Here is a 17,579-nt window from a genome sequence, read left to right as displayed (position 1 = left end):
GAGCGATGAGGAGGAGCGGCGCCAGTGAGTATTGAACCGGCGCACGGCAATCCGAGCATCGTCGCGCTCGGCGGCGGGCACGGTCTGTATGCGACGCTGTCGGCCGCACGCCGGCTGACACCGCACGTCACCGCGGTGGTCACCGTCGCCGACGACGGCGGTTCCTCCGGTCGGCTGCGCGGGGAACTGGACGTGGTGCCGCCCGGAGACCTGCGGATGGCCTTGGCGGCGCTGGCCTCCGACACCCCGACGGGCCGGCTGTGGGCGACCATCCTGCAGCACCGGTTCGGCGGCACCGGGGCACTGGCCGGGCATCCGATCGGCAACCTGATGCTGGCCGGCCTCAACGAGGTGCTCGCCGACCCGGTGGCCGCGCTCGACGAACTCGGCCGGATGCTCGGCGTCAAGGGGCGGGTATTGCCGATGTGCCCGATCGCCCTGCAGATCGAGGCCGATGTGTCCGGCCTGGACGCCGACCCCCGACTGTTCCGGCTGATCCGGGGACAGGTGGCCGTCGCGACCACGCCGGGAAAGGTCCGCCGGGTGCGCTTGCTGCCGGGCGACCCACCGGCCACCCGCCAGGCCGTGGACGCCATCATGGCCGCGGATCTGGTGGTGCTGGGCCCGGGATCGTGGTTCACCAGCGTCATCCCGCACCTGCTGGTGCCGGGCCTGGCGACGGCGCTGCAGCAGACCACGGCGCGGCGTGCACTGGTGCTCAACCTGGTGGCCGAACCGGGGGAGACCGCAGGCTTCTCCGTGGAGCGCCACCTGCATGTGCTCGCCCAACACGCACCGGGCTTCACCGTCGACCACATCATCATCGACGCCGGTCGGGTGCCCAGCGAGCGCGAACGCGAGCAGCTTCGGCGGGCCGCCACCCTGTTCGCGGCCGAGGTTCAATTCGTCGACGTGTCCCGACCTGGTACACCTTTACATGACCCAGGAAAGTTGGCGGCGGCGTTGGACGAGGTTCGGAACAGCGACGCGGCGTCGATGACGGTTCCGACACCGCTCACGACGCCGGCCGAAGGCGGGGGCCGGCAAACCGGCGTGAGTGGGCCGAGTGGACTCGGGCCGGGAGGTGACAAGTCGTGGCGATGACGGCCGAAGTCAAGGACGAGCTGAGCCGTCTCGTGGTCAGTTCGGTGAGCGCACGCCGGGCCGAGGTCGCGGCGCTGCTGCGCTTCGCCGGCGGACTGCACATCGTGGCCGGCCGGGTCGTGGTCGAAGCCGAGGTCGACCTGGGCGTCATCGCGCGCCGGCTGCGCAAGGACATTTTCGACCTGTACGGCTACAACGCGATCGTGCACGTGCTCTCGGCCAGCGGCATGCGCAAGAACACCCGGTACGTGCTGCGGGTGACCAAAGACGGGGAAGCGCTGGCTCGCCAGACCGGCCTGTTGGACCTGCGCGGCCGCCCGGTGCGGGGGCTGCCGGCCCAGGTCGTCGGCGGCAGCGTCGCCGACTCCGAAGCGGCCTGGCGCGGCGCATTTCTGGCGCACGGTTCGCTCACCGAACCCGGCCGCTCCTCGGCGCTGGAGATCGGCTGCCCGGGCCCGGAGGCGGCCCTGGCGCTGGTGGGTGCGGCCCGCCGGCTCGGGGTCAGCGCGAAGGCCCGCGAGGTGCGCGGCGCCGATCGGGTGGTGGTACGCGACGGCGAGGCGATCGGTGCGCTGCTGACCCGGATGGGCGCCCAGGACACCCGGCTGGTCTGGGAGGAGCGCCGGATCCGCCGCGAGGTACGGGCCACCGCCAACCGGCTGGCCAACTTCGACGACGCCAACCTGCGCCGCTCGGCACGCGCCGCGGTGGCCGCAGCGGCCCGGGTGGAACGCGCCCTGGCGATTCTGGGCGACACCGTGCCCGACCACCTGGCCACCGCGGGCCGGCTGCGCGTCGAACACCGGCAGGCGTCCCTGGAGGAACTGGGGCGGTTGGCCGACCCGCCGATGACCAAGGACGCGGTGGCCGGGCGGATCCGCCGATTGCTGTCGATGGCCGACCGCAAGGCCAAGCAGGACGGTATCCCCGACACCGAGTCCGCGGTCACCCCGGAACTGCTCGAAGACGCCTGACGAGGCAGCTCTGGCAGTGCCCGCTCGGAGGTCGTCGTCAGTGGAAATGACTCAACGACGGCCACATCTGGGCCCACGTGCCGCGCGGCTGCTGACACAGATAGATTGTGCGGTCGGATTCCCAGCTGTGTTCGCCGTCGTCGGCGATCACCGTCGCCAGAGGTGTTACCTGCGACCAGAAGTCCAGTAGGTAACTGCGTGGGAAGTCGCCAACGCAGATCACGCTGTCCGGGCGGCCCTTCGGTGGACCCCACAGGGTGTAGTTGTTATGTGCGCTGTAAACCGGGTTCCGAAGGCCGACAGCCGGCCCGAGAATAGTCAATGCCCCGGCTTCGGTGTAGTAGCCGGTGAAGATCGGTACGGCGGAGGGGAAGGGCGCCGCTGCAGCCGCCACCTGTTCGGTGAACTGCGGCCAGCCGTAGGTGGAGGCGAGCCACGGGTTGATGTGGCGTAACGCCTGGGCAGTAGAGACCGGCAGCACCGGCAGGCAGACGAGCACGGTGCCCACGAACGACGCCGCGAGTGCCGCCGTCCAGCGTAGCGACGGCCAGGCGCTGTCAACCGGTCCGTCGCGACGTGAGCGGCTCATACGGGCGGATTCGACCTGCACGGCCCCGGCCGCGAACAGCAGGGCGAACACCGGGGCGGCGTAGTAGGGCCGGCCGCTCGTGCAGGTGAAGACGGCCAGGGCCACCGCGACCACGCTCAACGCCCACCGATGTTCCCGCTGGCCGGCCGCGATCAACCATCGGATTCCCACCACCCACAGCACCACCAGTAGCGGGCCGGCAAGCGCGACGGTCAGCAGCGGCAGTTGAACCAGCGAATCGAGTGTGTCGCGTGAGTGCTGTGAGATCATCTGTGCGAACTGCAGATTCGGCCATCCGTGGGTCGCCATCCACCACAGGTTCGGGGCCGCCAGCGCCAGCGCGACGCCGAGGGCGAGCCACGGGCCCGGTGTACGCAGCGACGGGCGTCGGGATATCACCAGGCCCGCGGCGATTGCGACGATCAGTACGGCTGCGGTGTGCTTGTTCTCCAGCCCGAGCCCGGCCGTCGTCCCGGCGAACAGCCAGGACGTCGTGGTGCCCAGGCGCAGGGCACGTGCGACCAGTGCGAGAGTGGCCAGCCAGAACAATTGATCGGTGACCGTCGGGCCGAAATACATCGACAGGCCGACGAATGCCGGACAGGCGGCGACAGCGGCGCCGGCGATAACCTGGGCCAGACGCCGGCCCCCGAACTCCGCTGTCAGCGCGGCCGCGGACACGATGCAACCGACGTGTGCGGCGACGGCGAACAACCGCAGCATCAGGAGGCCACCACCGGGCAGCGTCTCGGCCAGATGCGCCAGTAGCGGCACCAGCGGGGGCTGATCGACATAACCCCAAGCCGGGTGCCGACCGCAGATGACGAAATAGAACTCATCGGGAAACCAGCCGTACCTGGTCGCCACCGCCATGTGCACCGCGGCTGCGACAGCCGCGACGACCGCCACGGGCAGGCGCGCCATACCCGTCGCCGGCCGCGAGGCTGCCGTCTTCGAATCCGCACTCATTGAATCGCTCAAGAACTTGCCGCCATCGACTGATGTCGCGCACATCGGGCGATGTCCGCGGCTGGAGGAAACTACCGGAGCCAGATCCTAAGCCGGGCGCGGACCGAAACGCCCATTCCGGGCCCGCCCAGACCGCTATAACTGAACGCGGTACACGGCAGGAAGCGAGGCAGCATGGGGTTCATCAAACCGTCGTTACCCGACGTCGACCCCGAAACCTGGCGCGGTATGCCGTGGCCGGACCGGGTCCGGGTCTGCAGTCGGCACTGGGCGGAGCATGGTTTCGGCACCCCGTCGGGGGTCTACCTGATCTACCTGATCAAGATCGCGGCGTACGCGGTCGGGGCGGCGGCGGTCATCGCGCTGACCCCGGGGCTGGGCGGATTGGGGTGCGTCGGCGAATGGTGGACGCAGCCCATCGTCTATCAGAAACTCGTCGTGTTCAGCCTGCTCTTCGAGATCCTGGGCTTGGGCTGCGGATCGGGTCCGCTGACCGCCCGGTTCTGGCCACCCATCGGCGGCGTGTTGTATTGGTTGCGGCCCAACACGATCCGATTGCCGCCGTGGCCGGGCAAGGTTCCGTTGACCGGCGGGGACACCCGGACCGTCATCGACGTCGCGCTGTATGCCGCGGTGCTGGGCACCGGCTGCCGGGCGTTATTGTCATCGGGACAGGGCGATCCGGGTCCGGCCGGCCTGCTCGACCCGATGCTGGTCGCGCCGATGATCGTCGCCCTGGCCCTGCTGGGACTGCGGGACAAGACGATCTTTCTGGCCGCCCGTGCCGAACACTACGGGCTGACCCTGCTCGTCTTCTTCTTTCCCTACGTCGACCAGATGGCCGCGTTCAAGCTGATCCTGCTCGGATTGTGGTGGGGCGCCGCCACATCCAAACTCAACCACCACTTTCCCTATGTGGTCGCGGTGATGACCAGCAACAACGCCCTACTGCGCTCGAAAATCTTCCTCGGCATCAAGCACCTGATGTACCGGGACCATGTCAACGACCTGCGCCCCACCCGGATCCCGCAGCTGATGGCGCACGTCGGCGGTACCACCGCCGAATTCGTGGTTCCGGCGCTGCTGGTCCTGGTCGCCGGAGATCACCCGTGGCGGTGGTTCCTGATCGCATTCATGGTGATCTTCCACCTCAACATCTTGTCCAACCTCCCGATGGGCGTGCCGCTGGAATGGAACGTGTTCTTTCTGTTCTCCCTGTTCTTCCTGTTCGGCCGGCACCCCGAGATCAGCGTCTACGACCTGCGCTCCCCGCTGCTGGCGGCGATCCTGTTCGTCGGGCTGCTCGTCATACCGGTCGCCGGAAACATGTTCCCGAAACAGATCTCCTTCCTCCCGGCGATGCGGTACTACGCCGGTAACTGGGCGGCCAGTTTCTGGTGCTTCCGGACCGGAACCGAGGAGATCGTGGAGGACCGCGTCGTCAAGAGCTCGGCGTTGGTCATCAGCCAGCTGGCGAAGTTCTACGACCAGTCCACCGCCGACATCGTCGCCGACAAGGTTCCCGGCGCGTTCCGCGCTATGCACCTACAGGGCCGGGCCCTCAACGGTCTGCTGCCCCGAGCGGTCGACGACATCGCCGACTACAACGTCCGCGACGGCGAGATCATCGCCGGCCCGCTGATCGGCTGGAACTTCGGCGAAGGCCACCTACACAACGAGCAACTACTGGCCGCGGTACAGCGCCGCTGCCGATTCGCCGACGGCGACCTGCGGGTGATCGTGCTGGAAGGCCAGCCCATCCATCGCCGAGAGCAGGCCTACCGGATCGTCGATGCCAAATCCGGGCTGATCGAAGCCGGTTATGTGGCGGTGGCCGACCTGCTCAGCCGTCAGCCGTGGCCCGAACCCGGCGATGAGTTGCCGGTACGCCGTACCGAGGGGCCTGTGGGCCGCATCACGCATTAGTTTGATTGGCGGGGATCTGCTTCACCCGGCTTCGCCGCGTTCGCAATCCCCGCTAGGCTGACGGCCGAATACACCAGCTGATTGAGCAACACAGAGGAGAGACCAGTGACGGTCCGGGTAGGCGTGAACGGCTTCGGTCGCATCGGGCGCAACTTCTTCAGGGCATTGGACGCGCAGAAGGCGCAGGGTGCCAACACCGACATCGAGATCGTCGCGGTCAACGACCTGACCGACAACGCCAGTCTGGCGCACCTGCTGAAGTTCGACTCCATCCTGGGCCGGCTGCCCCACGACGTCAGCCTCGAAGGCGACGACACCATCGTCGTCGGCAACACCAAGATCAAGGCCCTCGAAGTCAAGGAAGGCCCCGCCGCGCTGCCCTGGGGTGACCTGGGTGTCGACGTCGTCGTCGAGTCCACCGGTATCTTCACCAACGCCGCCAAGGCCAAGGGCCACCTGGACGCCGGCGCCAAGAAGGTCATCATCTCCGCGCCGGCCACCGACGAGGACATCACCATCGTGCTCGGCGTCAACGACGACAAGTACGACGGCAGCCAGAACATCATCTCCAACGCCTCGTGCACCACGAACTGCCTCGGCCCGCTGGCCAAGGTGCTCAACGACGAGTTCGGCATCGTCAAGGGCCTGATGACCACCATCCACGCCTACACCCAGGACCAGAACCTGCAGGACGGCCCGCACTCCGACCTGCGTCGCGCCCGCGCCGCCGCGGTCAACATCGTGCCCACCGGCACCGGCGCCGCCAAGGCCATCGGCCTGGTGCTGCCCGAGCTGAAGGGCAAGCTGGACGGCTACGCCCTGCGGGTGCCGATCCCCACCGGTTCGGTCACCGACCTGACCGCCGAGCTCGCCAAGTCGGCGTCGGTCGAAGACATCAACGCCGCCATGAAGGCCGCCGCCGAAGGCCCGATGAAGGGCATCCTGAAGTACTACGACGCCCCGATCGTCTCGTCCGACATCGTCACCGACCCGCACTCGTCGCTGTACGACTCGGGCCTGACCAAGGTCATCGACAACCAGGCCAAGGTCGTCTCCTGGTACGACAACGAGTGGGGCTACTCCAACCGGCTGGTCGACCTGATCGCCCTCGTCGGCAAGTCGCTCTAACCGCGATCGTGGCAGTCAAGTCAGTCCAAGACCTGATCGCCGAGGGTGTTGCAGGTCGGGGCGTGCTGGTGCGCTCCGACCTCAACGTCCCCCTCGACGACGGCAAGATCACCGACGCGGGCCGGATCACCGCCTCGGTGCCCACGCTGCGGGCACTGGTGGAGGCCGGCGCCAAGGTCGTGGTGACCGCGCACCTGGGCCGCCCCAAGGACGGCCCGGACCCCAAGCTGTCACTGGCGCCGGTCGCGGCCGCGCTCGGCGAGCAGCTGGGCCGCCATGTCCAGCTCGCCGGTGACGTGGTCGGCACCGACGCCCTGGCCCGCGCCGAAGGCCTGACCGACGGCGACGTGCTGCTGCTGGAGAACATCCGCTTCGACCCGCGCGAGACCAGCAAGGACGACGGCGAGCGCCTCGCGCTGGCCCGGGCACTGGCCGAGCTGGTCGCCGCACCGGACGGCACCCCGGGGGCGTTCGTCTCCGACGGGTTCGGGGTGGTGCACCGCAAGCAGGCCTCGGTCTACGACGTGGCCACCCTGCTGCCGTCGTACGCCGGCACTCTGGTCGACGCCGAGATCAAGGTGCTGGCGCAACTGACCGAGTCCAGCGAGCGGCCCTACGCCGTGGTGCTGGGCGGGTCGAAGGTCTCCGACAAGCTCGGCGTGATCAAGTCGCTGGCGACCAAGGCCGACTCCATCGTGATCGGCGGCGGCATGTGCTTCACCTTCCTAGCCGCCCAGGGCTTGCCGGTCGGCACCTCGCTGCTGGAGGCCGACATGGTGGACACCTGCCGGCAGTTGCTCGACGAGTACGGCGACGTGCTGCGGCTTCCGGTGGACATCGTCGTCGCCGACAAGTTCGACGCCGCGGCCACCGGCGAGCTGGTCGCGGCCGACGCCATTCCCGAGGGCAAGATGGGCTTGGACGTCGGCCCGGGTTCGGTGGAGCGGTTCGCCGCGCTGCTGGGCAACGCCAAGACCATCTTCTGGAACGGCCCGATGGGCGTGTTCGAGTTCCCGGCGTTCGCGGCCGGTACCCGCGGAGTGGCCGAGGCCATCGCGGCGGCCACCACCAAGGGCGCCTTCAGCGTGGTCGGCGGCGGCGATTCGGCCGCCGCGGTCCGGGCACTGGGGCTGCCCGAGGACGGCTTCTCGCACATCTCCACCGGTGGCGGGGCGTCGCTGGAATACCTTGAAGGCAAAGCACTGCCGGGCCTGCAGGTCCTGGAAGACGGAGGGGCGCGATGAGTCGCAAGCCGTTGATCGCCGGCAACTGGAAGATGAACCTCAACCACTTCGAGGCCATCGCGCTGGTGCAGAAGGTGGCGTTCGCGCTGCCGGACAAGTACTTCGACCACGTCGATGTGACGGTGCTGCCGCCGTTCACCGACCTGCGCAGCGTGCAGACCCTGGTCGACGGGGACAAGCTGCGGCTGACCTTCGGTGCGCAGGACATCTCCCAGCACGACTCGGGTGCCTACACCGGTGAGGTCAGCGGGGCCTTCCTGGCCAAGCTGGGCTGCACCTACGTCGTCGTGGGCCACTCCGAGCGGCGAAGCTACCACGGTGAGGACGACGCCCTGGTCGCCAAGAAGGCGGCCGCGGCACTGAAGCACGGCCTGACCCCGATCATCTGCGTCGGCGAACACCTGGAGATCCGGGAAGCCGGCGGACACGTCGAGTACTGCGTGGAGCAGGTGCGCGGCTCGCTGGCCGGGCTCAGCGCCGAACAGATCGGTGCGAGCGTCATCGCCTACGAACCGGTGTGGGCCATCGGCACCGGCCGGGTGGCCGGGGCCGCCGACGCCCAGGAGGTGTGCGCGGCGATCCGCGTCGAGTTGGGCAAGCTCGCCTCGCCCAAGATCGCCGACACCGTCCGGGTGCTCTACGGCGGTTCGGTCAACGCCAAGAACGTCGCCGAACTCATCGGCCAGCCCGATGTGGACGGTGGCCTGGTGGGTGGGGCGTCGCTGGACGGCGAACAGTTCGCCACTCTGGCGGCGCTGGCCGCCGGCGGTCCGCTGCCGTGACGCGAGTGGCGAACGGTAGGGTAGCGGCATGATCTTGACGCTGCAGATTCTCTTGGTGATCACCAGCTTGCTGGTGATACTGCTGGTGCTGCTGCACCGCGCCAAGGGCGGCGGCCTGTCGACCCTGTTCGGCGGCGGCGTGCAGTCCAGCCTGTCCGGCTCGACTGTGGTGGAGAAGAACCTCGACCGGCTGACCTACTTCGTGATCGCGATCTGGCTGATCTCGATCGTCGCGGTCGGCCTGCTCATCAAGTACGCCTGAGCACAGCCCGCGAGATCCCGCTCACGCAGGTCGCTACTCGACCTTTCTCTGCGGCATTGGGATCTCGCGGGTGGGTGCGGCGGACGCGCGTCAGCGCGCCCGGTTCCGCATGGCGTTGAACAACCCGCGCACCGCGTTCTCGGTCGCCGTCAGCGGCGCCATCGCCGTCTCGCCGACCTCGACCAGGTAGTCGATGCGGTTGACGATCGCCTCCACCGGTTCGATCAGGGTGACCAGGCGGCGCGCCAGATCGTCCAGCCCGGCCATGGTCTCCTCGAGATGATCCAGACCTCCGCCCAGACGTTCGACGGTGGCGTTGAGGTTGGCCAGCGAACTGTTGAGTTCGACCATCGTGTTGCCCAGGCCGCCGAGGACGTCCTCGAGCTGTCCGACCGTCACATCGGCGTTCAGCGCCGCCTGCGCCAAGGTCTTGAGCCGCTTGCGTTCCGTGCCGGTCCCCGGGGTTCTGTCAGCCATGGTGCCCATTATGACGGGGCGGACGCGAGCGCCGCGGACTATCCCGGCAGTTGCGCGGCCGCGGCCGCATCGAGCAGCCACACGGTCTGCTCACGGCCGACGGCCCCGGCGGCGGGCACCTCGACCGGGTCGGCACCGCCGATCGCGGCGGCGACCGCCTCGGCTTTGGCGTCGCCGGCCACCACCAGCCACACCTCGCGCGAACGCCGGACCGCCGGCAGCGTCAGCGTGATCCGGCGCGGCGGCGGCTTGGGGGAGTCGGGCACACCGACCACCAACCGGGTCGTCTCGCGGACCGCATCGGTGTCGGGGAACAGCGAGTTGACGTGCCCCTCGCCGCCCATCCCCATCAGGTGCACATCGAAATCCGGTGCGGGATGGCCCGGTTCGGCGTTGGCGGCCAACACCTCCTGGTAGGCCAGCGCCGCGGCGTCGAGGTCGTCGCCGTAGGCGCCGTCGCTGGCCGGCATCGCGTGCACGTTGGCGGCCGGGATGTCGACCCGGCCGGCCAGCGCCTCCCGGGCCTGCTTGTCGTTGCGGTCGGGGTCGGCGGCCGGAACGAATCGGTCGTCACCGAAGAACAGCTGCACGCATCCCCAATCGATCCGCGCGGCGTGCTCCCCGAGGCGATGCAGCAGTGCGATACCGGTACCGCCGCCGGTCAGCACGATCAGCGCCCGGCCCCGCGCGGCGATCGCCGATTCGATGGCGTCCGCCAGCCGGTCGCCGGCCGCGGCGACCAGGGCATCGGAATCGGGGTAGGTCGCAACGATCACAGATACTCCACCTTTTCGAGGCCGCTCAACGCGGCACCGTAGACGACGTCGGGATCCAGTCGGCGCAGGTCTTCCGCCAGGCAATCGGCGGTCACCCGGCGGGGCAGCGGAACCAGCGCATCGGGCTTGCCGGTGCAGCTCAACGTACCGGTGACGCCGTCCTGCGGGCGACTCAGGGTCACCGTCTGACTGTCGCGCACCAACTCGATCTTCAGTTCGCCGACCGCGCGTCGCACCGGTCCCTCGATGCGGCTGGCCAGCCAGCCGGCCAGGATGTCCAGGGCCGGCTCCGTCGCCAGCCCGGAGACCACCGCCGAGCGGATCGGCTCGTACGGCGGCTGATCCAGTGCGGAGGCCAGCAGCGCCCGCCAGTAGGTGATGCGACTCCACGACAGGTCGGTGTCGCCGGCACGGTAGCCGCTGCGGCGACTCTGGATGGCCGCCAGCGGGTCCGGGGCGTTGGTGGCATCGGTGATCCGTCGTACCGCCAACGCGCCCAACGGATCCCGGGACGGCGCCGCGGGTGCCACCTCGGGCCACCAGGCCACCACCGGGATGTCGGGCAGCAGGAACGGCACCACGACCGCGTCGGCGTGCTCGGCCAGCGGGCCGCACAGTCGCAGCACCACCACCTCGCCGGCACCGGCGTCGCCGAACATCCGCAGCTGGGCGTCCAACCGGGCCTCGCCGGTCCCGGTGTCGCCGGTGACCACCACGATCACCCGGCTCGGGTGTTCCTGGCCGGCCAGGGTGGCCGCGGCGATGGACTCATCCAGCATGGCGTCGCTGCCCAGCGCGATGATCAGGCTCAACACCCGGCCGGTCGCCGCCCCGACCTGTTCACGCAGCTCGTTGAGCTTCTTGTTGATCGCCTTGGTGGAGGTCCCGGGCAGGTCGATGATCACGGGCGCCGCCATTCCCGGCCGGAACGCGTCAGCATCTCGAACGACGACGGCGGCCCCCAGCTGCCCGCCACATACGGCTCCGGTCTGCCGTGCGCGGCCCAGTTCTGCAGTACCGGATCGAGTATCTGCCAAGACAATTCGACTTCGGCGTTGACCGGGAACAGGGACGGTTCGCCCAGCAGCACATCGAGGATCAGCCGCTCGTAGGCCTCCGGCGAGTCTTCGGAGAACGTCGACCCGTAGGAGAAGTCCATGTTGACGTCGCGGACCTCCATCAGATGACCGGGCACCTTGGAACCGAACCGCAGCGTGATCCCCTCGTCGGGCTGCACCCGGATCACCAGTGCGTTCTTGCCCAGCTCGTCGGTCATGGTGTCGTCGAACGGCAGATGCGGCGCCCGCTTGAACACCAGGGCGATCTCGGTGACCCGCCGGCCCAGGCGTTTGCCGGTGCGCAGGTAGAACGGCACGCCCGCCCAGCGCCGGGTGTCGACCTCCAGCGTGATCGCCGCATAGGTCTCGGTGCTCGAATCGCCGGCGAAGCCGTCCTCGCCGAGCAGTCCGACCACCTGTTCGCCGCCCTGCCAGCCCGCCGTGTACTGGCCACGTGCGGTGGTCTCATCCAGCGGTTCGGCCAGCCGGGTGGCGGACAGCACCTTGATCTTCTCCGCCTGCAGTTCGGCGGGGGAGAAGCTCACCGGCTCCTCCATCGCGGTCAACGCCAGCAACTGCAGCAGGTGGTTCTGGATGACGTCGCGGGCCGCACCGATGCCGTCGTAGTAGCCGGCCCGGCCGCCCAAGCCGATGTCTTCGGCCATGGTGATCTGCACGTGGTCGACGTAGTGGGCGTTCCAGATCGGGTCGAAAAGCTGGTTGGCGAAGCGCAACGCCAGAATGTTCTGAACCGTCTCCTTGCCCAGGTAGTGGTCGATCCGGAACACCGACTCCTCGGGGAAGACGCTGTTGACGACGGCGTTGAGTTCGCGGGCGCTGTCCAGGTCGTGCCCGAACGGCTTCTCGATCACCACCCGGCTCCAGCGGCCGTCGCGGGGGCGGGCCAGACCCGTCGCATGCAGCTTCTCGCACACCACCGGGAAGGCGCCCGGCGGAATCGACAGGTAGAACGCATGATTGCCGCCGGTCCCGCGCTCGGCATCGAGCTCCTCGAGAGTCCGGGTCAGCCGGGCGAAGGCTTCGTCGTCGTCGAACGTGCCGGCCACGAACCGGAATCCGGCGGCGAGCCGGTCCCACACCACCTGACGGAACGGGGTGCGGGCGTGCTCCTTGACGGCCTGGTAGACCACGTCGGCGAAATCCTCGTCGGCCCAGTCTCGCCGGGCGAACCCGACCAGCGCGAACGTCGGCGGCAACAGTCCGCGGTTGGCCAGGTCGTAGATGGCCGGCATCAGCTTCTTGCGGGCCAGGTCCCCGGTGACCCCGAAGATCACCGCGGCGCACGGGCCGGCGATGCGGGGCAGGCGTTTGTCGCGCTTGTCGCGCAACGGGTTCTGCCACCGCTCAGCGGTGTTACGCGCAACCCCGGCGCCGGCCATCAGATCACTTGGCCGCTTGCAGCTGCGCCGATGTCGCGTCCAACAGTTCGCCCCAGGACGCCTCGAACTTCTCCACGCCCTCGGACTCCAGCACCGCGAACACATCCGCCAGGTCGATGCCGACCGCCGCGAGCCGGTCGAAGATCTGCTGGGATGCCGCCGCGGTGCCGGCGATGGTGTCGCCGGTGACCGTCCCGTGGTCGGCGACCGCCTCCATGGTGGGCTCGGGCATGGTGTTGACGGTGTTGGCCGCCACCAGTTCGGTCACGTAGAGGGTGTCGGGGTAGTCGGGGTTCTTCACCCCGGTCGACGCCCACAGCGGTCGCTGGACCCGGGCGCCGTGTCCGGCCAGGGCAGCGAAGCGTTCGCCGCCGAAGACCTCCTCGTAGGCGGCGTAGGCCAGTCGCGCGTTGGCGAGTCCGGCCTGGCCGCGCAACGCCGACGCATCGGCGGTACCGAGCTTCTCCAGTCGGGCGTCGATCTCGGTGTCCACCCGCGAGACGAAGAACGATGCCACCGAATGGATCTTGGACAGGTCGTGCCCGGCGGCCCGGGCGGCCTCCAGGCCGGCCAGATAGGCGTCCATCACCTCACGGTGCCGTTCCACGGAGAAGATCAGCGTCACGTTGACCGAGATCCCCTCGGCCAGCACGGCGGTGATGGCCGGCAGGCCGGCTTTGGTGGCCGGAATCTTGATGTAGAGGTTGGGCCGGTCGACGATCTTCCACAGCTCCACGGCTTGGGCGACGGTCTTCTCGGTCTCGTGGGCCAGGCGCGGATCGACCTCGATCGAGACCCGCCCGTCGACGCCGTCGGAGGCCTCCCAGGCCGCCGTGAAGAGATCGCAGGCGTTGCGCACGTCGTCGGTGGTGACGGTGCGGATCACCGCGTCCACGTCGGCGCCGCGGCCGGCCAGCTCACGCAGTTGCGCGTCGTAGGCATGCCCCTTTTCCAGGGCCTTCTGGAAGATGGTCGGGTTGGTGGTCACTCCCACCACGCTGCGGGTGGCGATCAGCTCGGCCAGGTTGCCGGAGGTGAGCCGGTCCCGGGACAGGTCGTCGAGCCACACCGATACGCCGGCGGCGCTCAGAGCGGCAAGCTGGGAATTCTGAGTCATGTTGCGCTCCTTAGTGAATCGAGAGTCGTTCAGTTGTCCAGGGTGCGTTCGGCCGCGGCGGCGACGGCTTCTGCGGTCAGACCGAACTCCCGGAACAGGGTCTGGTAGTCGGCGGATTCCCCGTATCGCTCGATCGAAACGATCTCGCCGGTGTCGCCGACGATCTTGTGCCAGCACTGCGCGATACCGGCTTCGACGGCCACCCGCGCCGAGACCGCCGGCGGCAGCACCGAGTCGCGGTAGTCGGCCGGCTGCGCCTCGAACCACTCCAGGCACGGCATCGACACCACCCGGGCGTCGATATCCTTGGCGGCCAACATCTTCTGCGCTTCGACCGCCAACTGCACCTCGGAGCCGGTCGCGATCAGCACCACATCGGGCTCGTCGCCGGCCGAAGCGCTCAACACGTACCCGCCGCGGGCGACGCCGTCGGCGTCGGTGCCCTCCAGGATCGGCACGTTCTGCCGGGTCAGGATCAGCCCGACCGGGCCGCTGGTCGCGCCGCGGGCCAGCACGGTGCGCCACGCGTAGGAGGTCTCGTTGGCGTCGGCCGGACGCACCACCGCCAGACGGGGGATGGCGCGCAGTGCCGACAGATGCTCGATGGGCTGGTGGGTGGGACCATCCTCGCCGAGCCCGATCGAGTCATGCGTCCACACGTAGATCGGGTCGATGTCCATCAGCGCCGCCAGCCGTACCGCGGGACGCATGTAGTCGGAGAACTGCAGGAAGGTGCCGCCGTAGGCGCGGGTGGGTCCGTGCAGGGCGATGCCGGACAGGATCGAACCCATGGCGTGCTCGCGGATCCCGAAGTGCAGGGTGCGGCCGTAGGGGTCGGCGGTGTACTCGCCGGTGGAGATCGAGGCCGGGCCGAACGACTTGACGCCGTCCATGGTGGTGTTGTTGCTGCCCGCGAGATCGGCTGAGCCACCCCACAATTCCGGCAGCTTCGCGCCGACCGCGTTGAGCACCTTGCCGGAGGCGGCGCGGGTGGCCACCGCCTTGGAGCCGGGCTCCCAGGACGGCAGGTCGGCGTCCCAGCCGGTGGGCAGCTCGCCGGCCAGCAGCCGGTCCAGCAGCGCCTTGCGCTCGGGCTCGCGTGCCGCCCACGCATCGAAGTCGGCCTGCCAGGCGTCGTGGGCCTGCTTGCCACGGGCCACCAGGGCGCGGGTGTGGGCGATCACGTCGTCGCGGACGTCGAAGGACTTGTCCGGGTCGAAACCGAGCGCGGACTTGGTGGCGGCCACCTCGTCGGCGCCCAACGCCGAGCCGTGGATGGCGCCGGTGTTCATCTTGCTCGGCGACGGGTAGCCGATGATCGTGCGCAGGGAGATGAACGACGGCTTGTCGGTGACGGCCTTCGCCGCCGCGATCGCCTCCTCGATGCCGGCCACGTTCTCGCCGCCCTCGACCTCCTGGACGTGCCAGCCGTAGGCGCGGTAGCGGGCCGCGGTGTCCTCGCTGAACGCGATCGCGGTGTCGTCCTCGATGGAGATCTTGTTGTGGTCGTAGAAGACGATCAGGTTGCCCAGCTGCTGAACGCCGGCCAGCGACGACGCCTCGGATGTGACACCTTCCTGGATGTCACCGTCGGAGGCGATCACGTAGACGTAGTGGTCGAACGGGCTCTCGCCGGGCGCGGCGTCCGGGTCGAACAGGCCGCGCTCGTAGCGGGCCGCCATCGCCATGCCGACCGCGGAGGCCAGGCCCTGGCCGAGCGGGCCGGTGGTGATCTCCACGCCCTTGGTGTGGCCGAACTCCGGATGCCCGGGCGTCTTGGCGCCCCAGGTGCGCAGCGCTTCGATGTCGGCCAGCTCCAGACCGAAACCGCCCAGGTAGAGCTGGATGTACAGGGTCAGGCTGGAGTGCCCGCAGGACAGCACGAACCGGTCGCGGCCCAGCCATCCGGTGTCCGACGGGTCGTGCCGCATCACCCGCTGGAACAGCGTGTAGGCCAGCGGGGCCAGGCTCATCGCGGTGCCGGGGTGGCCGTTACCGACCTTCTGCACCGCGTCGGCGGCCAGCACCCGGGCGGTGTCCACGGCGACGGAGTCGATCTCGGCCCAGTCTGCGGGGTGGTGCGGGGTGGTGAGAGCGGAGATCTCTGCAGCAGTGGTCACGAACGTCAGGTCCTCATCTTCGAGAATTTAGGTCGGGGCGGGCCGGTCTTCACCCGTAACACTAGCGGCGTGGGGACCGGTGTCGCAGGTCCGGTGGTGGTGTGGATTCGCCGTGAATCGACCCTGCGATTCGGCTGACCTGCCCGGGCGGTCTACCATCGTCCGTAGTAGAGGCTGTGGTCGCAGCTGCCATCCAAGGAGTCATCACGTGAGTATTCGCGAGCGCGCGCAGCCGCGCCGAATACGCGCTATCCGCAGCACGTTGTTGGCGTACCTGTCGCTGACCAAGCCGCGGATCATCGAGTTGTTGCTGGTCACAACCATCCCCGCGATGCTGTTGGCCGACCGCGGTCATCCGAATCCGCTGCTGATCTTCAACACGATGATCGGTGGAATGCTCGCCGCAGCCGGCGCACACGCGCTGAACTGCGTGGTCGACGCCGACATCGACAAAGTGATGAAACGCACCGCGCGGCGACCGCTGGCCCGTGACGCGGTGCCGACGCGAAACGCTCTGATCTTCGGTCTGGTGCTCGGCGCGGTGTCCTTCGTCTGGCTGTGGCGCACCGCCAACCTGATGTCGGGTGTGCTGGCCGTGGCCACCATCGCCTTCTATGTCTTGGTCTACTCCATGCTGCTCAAGCGGCAGACCTCGCAGAACGTCGTGTGGGGCGGGGCGGCCGGCTGCATGCCGGTGGTGATCGGCTGGTCGGCGGTGACGGGCACCGTCGGTTGGCCGGCGCTGGTGATGTTCCTGGTGATCTTCTTCTGGACTCCGCCGCACACCTGGGCGCTGGCGATGCGCTACAAGGAGGACTACGCGGCCGCGGGCGTGCCGATGCTGCCGGTGGTCGCCAGCGAGCGCGTCGTGACGCACCGGATCGTGGTCTACACCTGGGCGACCGTCATCGCCACGCTGGCGCTGATCCCCGCCGCCGGCTGGCTCTACGCGGCCGTCGCGGTGCTGGCCGGCGCATGGTTCCTGGCCATGGCCCACCAGCTCTACGCCGGGGTACGGCGCGGTGAGCCGGTGAAGCCGCTGCGGTTGTTCCTGCAGTCCAACAACTACCTGGCGGCGGTGTTCTGCGCGCTGGCGGTGGATTCCGCGCTCGGCCTGCCCACCCTGCTGCCGTTCTAAAACCCCGGTACCGCCGCGCTACCGGCGCCCGGTCCATTCGAACCGGGTCGCTGTACCGGAGTCCAGTGCCGCGGTGATGCGGCGTCGCATCCGCTCGGGCATGTCCGGCAGCCCGCCCAACGGGCACCAGCGCGCGGCCGTGCTCTCGTCGTCGGCCGGATAGGGTTCCCCGGCCACCCAGCTCATGGCGAAGACGTGATCGAGGTACTGCGCACGGTCACCGTTGGCATGGGTGACCGGCTCGGTGACGTGGACCCAGGCCAGCCGCTGCGGCACGGCGGTGACACCGGTCTCTTCGGCCACTTCGCGTACCGCGGCGTCGGCGGGCTCTTCGCCCGGATCGACGATCCCCGTCACGGGCGCCCAGATGCCGTTGTCGGCGCGCTCGACCAGCAGGACCTCCTCGCCACGGATCACCACCGCCGTGACGCCGATCAGCCACAGCGGGTCATGCCCGATGTGAGCGCGGAGGTCGACGATGAACTGCGGGGTCGGCATGTCCCCGATGGTGCCAG

Annotated in this window: 16 protein-coding genes; 8 read left to right on the top strand and 8 right to left on the bottom strand. The window is 68.9% G+C overall.

Going from position 1 to position 17,579, the window contains the following annotated elements:
* Positions 1-30 precede the first annotated feature (30 nt).
* Together RCP38_RS10650 and whiA are read left to right on the top strand one after the other, a co-directional pair.
* Positions 31-1,104 carry a gluconeogenesis factor YvcK family protein gene (locus RCP38_RS10650; RefSeq protein WP_308477199.1) on the top strand — a complete coding sequence of 358 codons (1,074 nt, stop codon included), beginning with the start codon at positions 31-33 and terminating at the stop codon, positions 1,102-1,104.
* A complete protein-coding gene (gene whiA, locus RCP38_RS10645) occupies positions 1,101-2,078 on the top strand; it encodes a DNA-binding protein WhiA (protein ID WP_308477197.1) in 978 nt (325 codons plus the stop codon). The genes RCP38_RS10650 and whiA overlap by 4 nt, the downstream gene beginning before the upstream one ends.
* A 37-nt stretch (positions 2,079-2,115) precedes the next feature.
* Here whiA and RCP38_RS10640 read toward each other — a convergent pair whose 3' ends face one another.
* Positions 2,116-3,591 carry a glycosyltransferase family 39 protein gene (locus tag RCP38_RS10640; protein ID WP_308472945.1) on the bottom strand — a complete coding sequence of 492 codons (1,476 nt, stop codon included), beginning with the start codon at positions 3,589-3,591 and terminating at the stop codon, positions 2,116-2,118.
* Positions 3,592-3,810: 219 nt separating this feature from the next.
* On the opposite strand from RCP38_RS10640, the gene RCP38_RS10635 reads away from it, so the two are divergent.
* From RCP38_RS10635 to secG, 5 genes are all read left to right on the top strand, one after another.
* Positions 3,811-5,562 (top strand): DUF3556 domain-containing protein, encoded by a 1,752-nt coding sequence (locus RCP38_RS10635; protein ID WP_308472944.1) that lies wholly within the window; start codon positions 3,811-3,813, stop codon positions 5,560-5,562.
* A gap of 105 nt (positions 5,563-5,667) precedes the next feature.
* On the top strand, positions 5,668-6,690 hold the full coding sequence (gene gap / locus RCP38_RS10630; protein WP_308472943.1) for a type I glyceraldehyde-3-phosphate dehydrogenase: 1,023 nt from the start codon (positions 5,668-5,670) through the stop codon (positions 6,688-6,690).
* Between the two features lie 8 nt (positions 6,691-6,698).
* Positions 6,699-7,934 (top strand): phosphoglycerate kinase, encoded by a 1,236-nt coding sequence (locus tag RCP38_RS10625; RefSeq protein WP_308472942.1) that lies wholly within the window; start codon positions 6,699-6,701, stop codon positions 7,932-7,934.
* Positions 7,931-8,716: a triose-phosphate isomerase gene (gene tpiA, locus RCP38_RS10620; RefSeq protein WP_308472941.1), complete on the top strand. Its 786-nt coding sequence runs from the start codon at positions 7,931-7,933 to the stop codon at positions 8,714-8,716. Before RCP38_RS10625 ends, tpiA begins: the two co-directional genes overlap by 4 nt.
* Before the next feature lie 28 nt (positions 8,717-8,744).
* Positions 8,745-8,978 carry a preprotein translocase subunit SecG gene (secG, locus tag RCP38_RS10615; protein ID WP_064997117.1) on the top strand — a complete coding sequence of 78 codons (234 nt, stop codon included), beginning with the start codon at positions 8,745-8,747 and terminating at the stop codon, positions 8,976-8,978.
* A 90-nt stretch (positions 8,979-9,068) separates the two neighbouring features.
* Here the strand turns inward: secG and RCP38_RS10610 are convergent, their stop codons facing one another.
* Genes RCP38_RS10610 through tkt form a run of 6 tightly spaced genes read right to left on the bottom strand, consistent with a single transcriptional unit; the run spans position 9,069 to position 15,926 of the window.
* On the bottom strand, positions 9,069-9,464 hold the full coding sequence (locus RCP38_RS10610; RefSeq protein WP_308472940.1) for an ATPase: 396 nt from the start codon (positions 9,462-9,464) through the stop codon (positions 9,069-9,071).
* Between the two features lie 29 nt (positions 9,465-9,493).
* Positions 9,494-10,231, bottom strand: a complete 738-nt coding sequence (gene pgl / locus RCP38_RS10605) for a 6-phosphogluconolactonase (protein ID WP_308472939.1) — start codon at positions 10,229-10,231, stop codon at positions 9,494-9,496.
* On the bottom strand, positions 10,228-11,136 hold the full coding sequence (gene opcA, locus RCP38_RS10600; RefSeq protein ID WP_308477196.1) for a glucose-6-phosphate dehydrogenase assembly protein OpcA: 909 nt from the start codon (positions 11,134-11,136) through the stop codon (positions 10,228-10,230). Before opcA ends, pgl begins: the two co-directional genes overlap by 4 nt.
* Positions 11,133-12,689, bottom strand: coding sequence for a glucose-6-phosphate dehydrogenase (gene zwf / locus RCP38_RS10595; protein WP_308472938.1), 1,557 nt, complete (start codon positions 12,687-12,689; stop codon positions 11,133-11,135). Before zwf ends, opcA begins: the two co-directional genes overlap by 4 nt.
* Positions 12,690-12,693: 4 nt before the next feature.
* Positions 12,694-13,806, bottom strand: coding sequence for a transaldolase (tal, locus tag RCP38_RS10590; protein ID WP_308472937.1), 1,113 nt, complete (start codon positions 13,804-13,806; stop codon positions 12,694-12,696).
* 29 nt (positions 13,807-13,835) lie between these two features.
* Entirely contained in the window at positions 13,836-15,926 is a 2,091-nt protein-coding gene (gene tkt / locus RCP38_RS10585) for a transketolase (RefSeq protein ID WP_308472936.1), read from the bottom strand.
* A 208-nt stretch (positions 15,927-16,134) separates the two neighbouring features.
* Here tkt and RCP38_RS10580 point away from each other — a divergent pair, with 208 nt between their 5' ends.
* Positions 16,135-17,064 carry a heme o synthase gene (locus tag RCP38_RS10580; RefSeq protein ID WP_308472935.1) on the top strand — a complete coding sequence of 310 codons (930 nt, stop codon included), beginning with the start codon at positions 16,135-16,137 and terminating at the stop codon, positions 17,062-17,064.
* Positions 17,065-17,082: 18 nt separating this feature from the next.
* Here RCP38_RS10580 and RCP38_RS10575 read toward each other — a convergent pair whose 3' ends face one another.
* Complete coding sequence (locus RCP38_RS10575; RefSeq protein WP_308472934.1) at positions 17,083-17,562, bottom strand: NUDIX hydrolase; 480 nt, start codon at positions 17,560-17,562, stop codon at positions 17,083-17,085.
* Between the last annotated feature and the right edge of the window lie 17 nt (positions 17,563-17,579).

This window comes from Mycolicibacter sp. MU0083, from assembly GCF_963378075.1.
In the GTDB taxonomy this organism is placed as follows: Bacteria; Actinomycetota; Actinomycetes; order Mycobacteriales; family Mycobacteriaceae; genus Mycobacterium; species Mycobacterium kokjensenii.
Note: the sequence above shows the minus strand (reverse complement) of the source record. Positions and strands in the feature narration are given on the sequence as shown.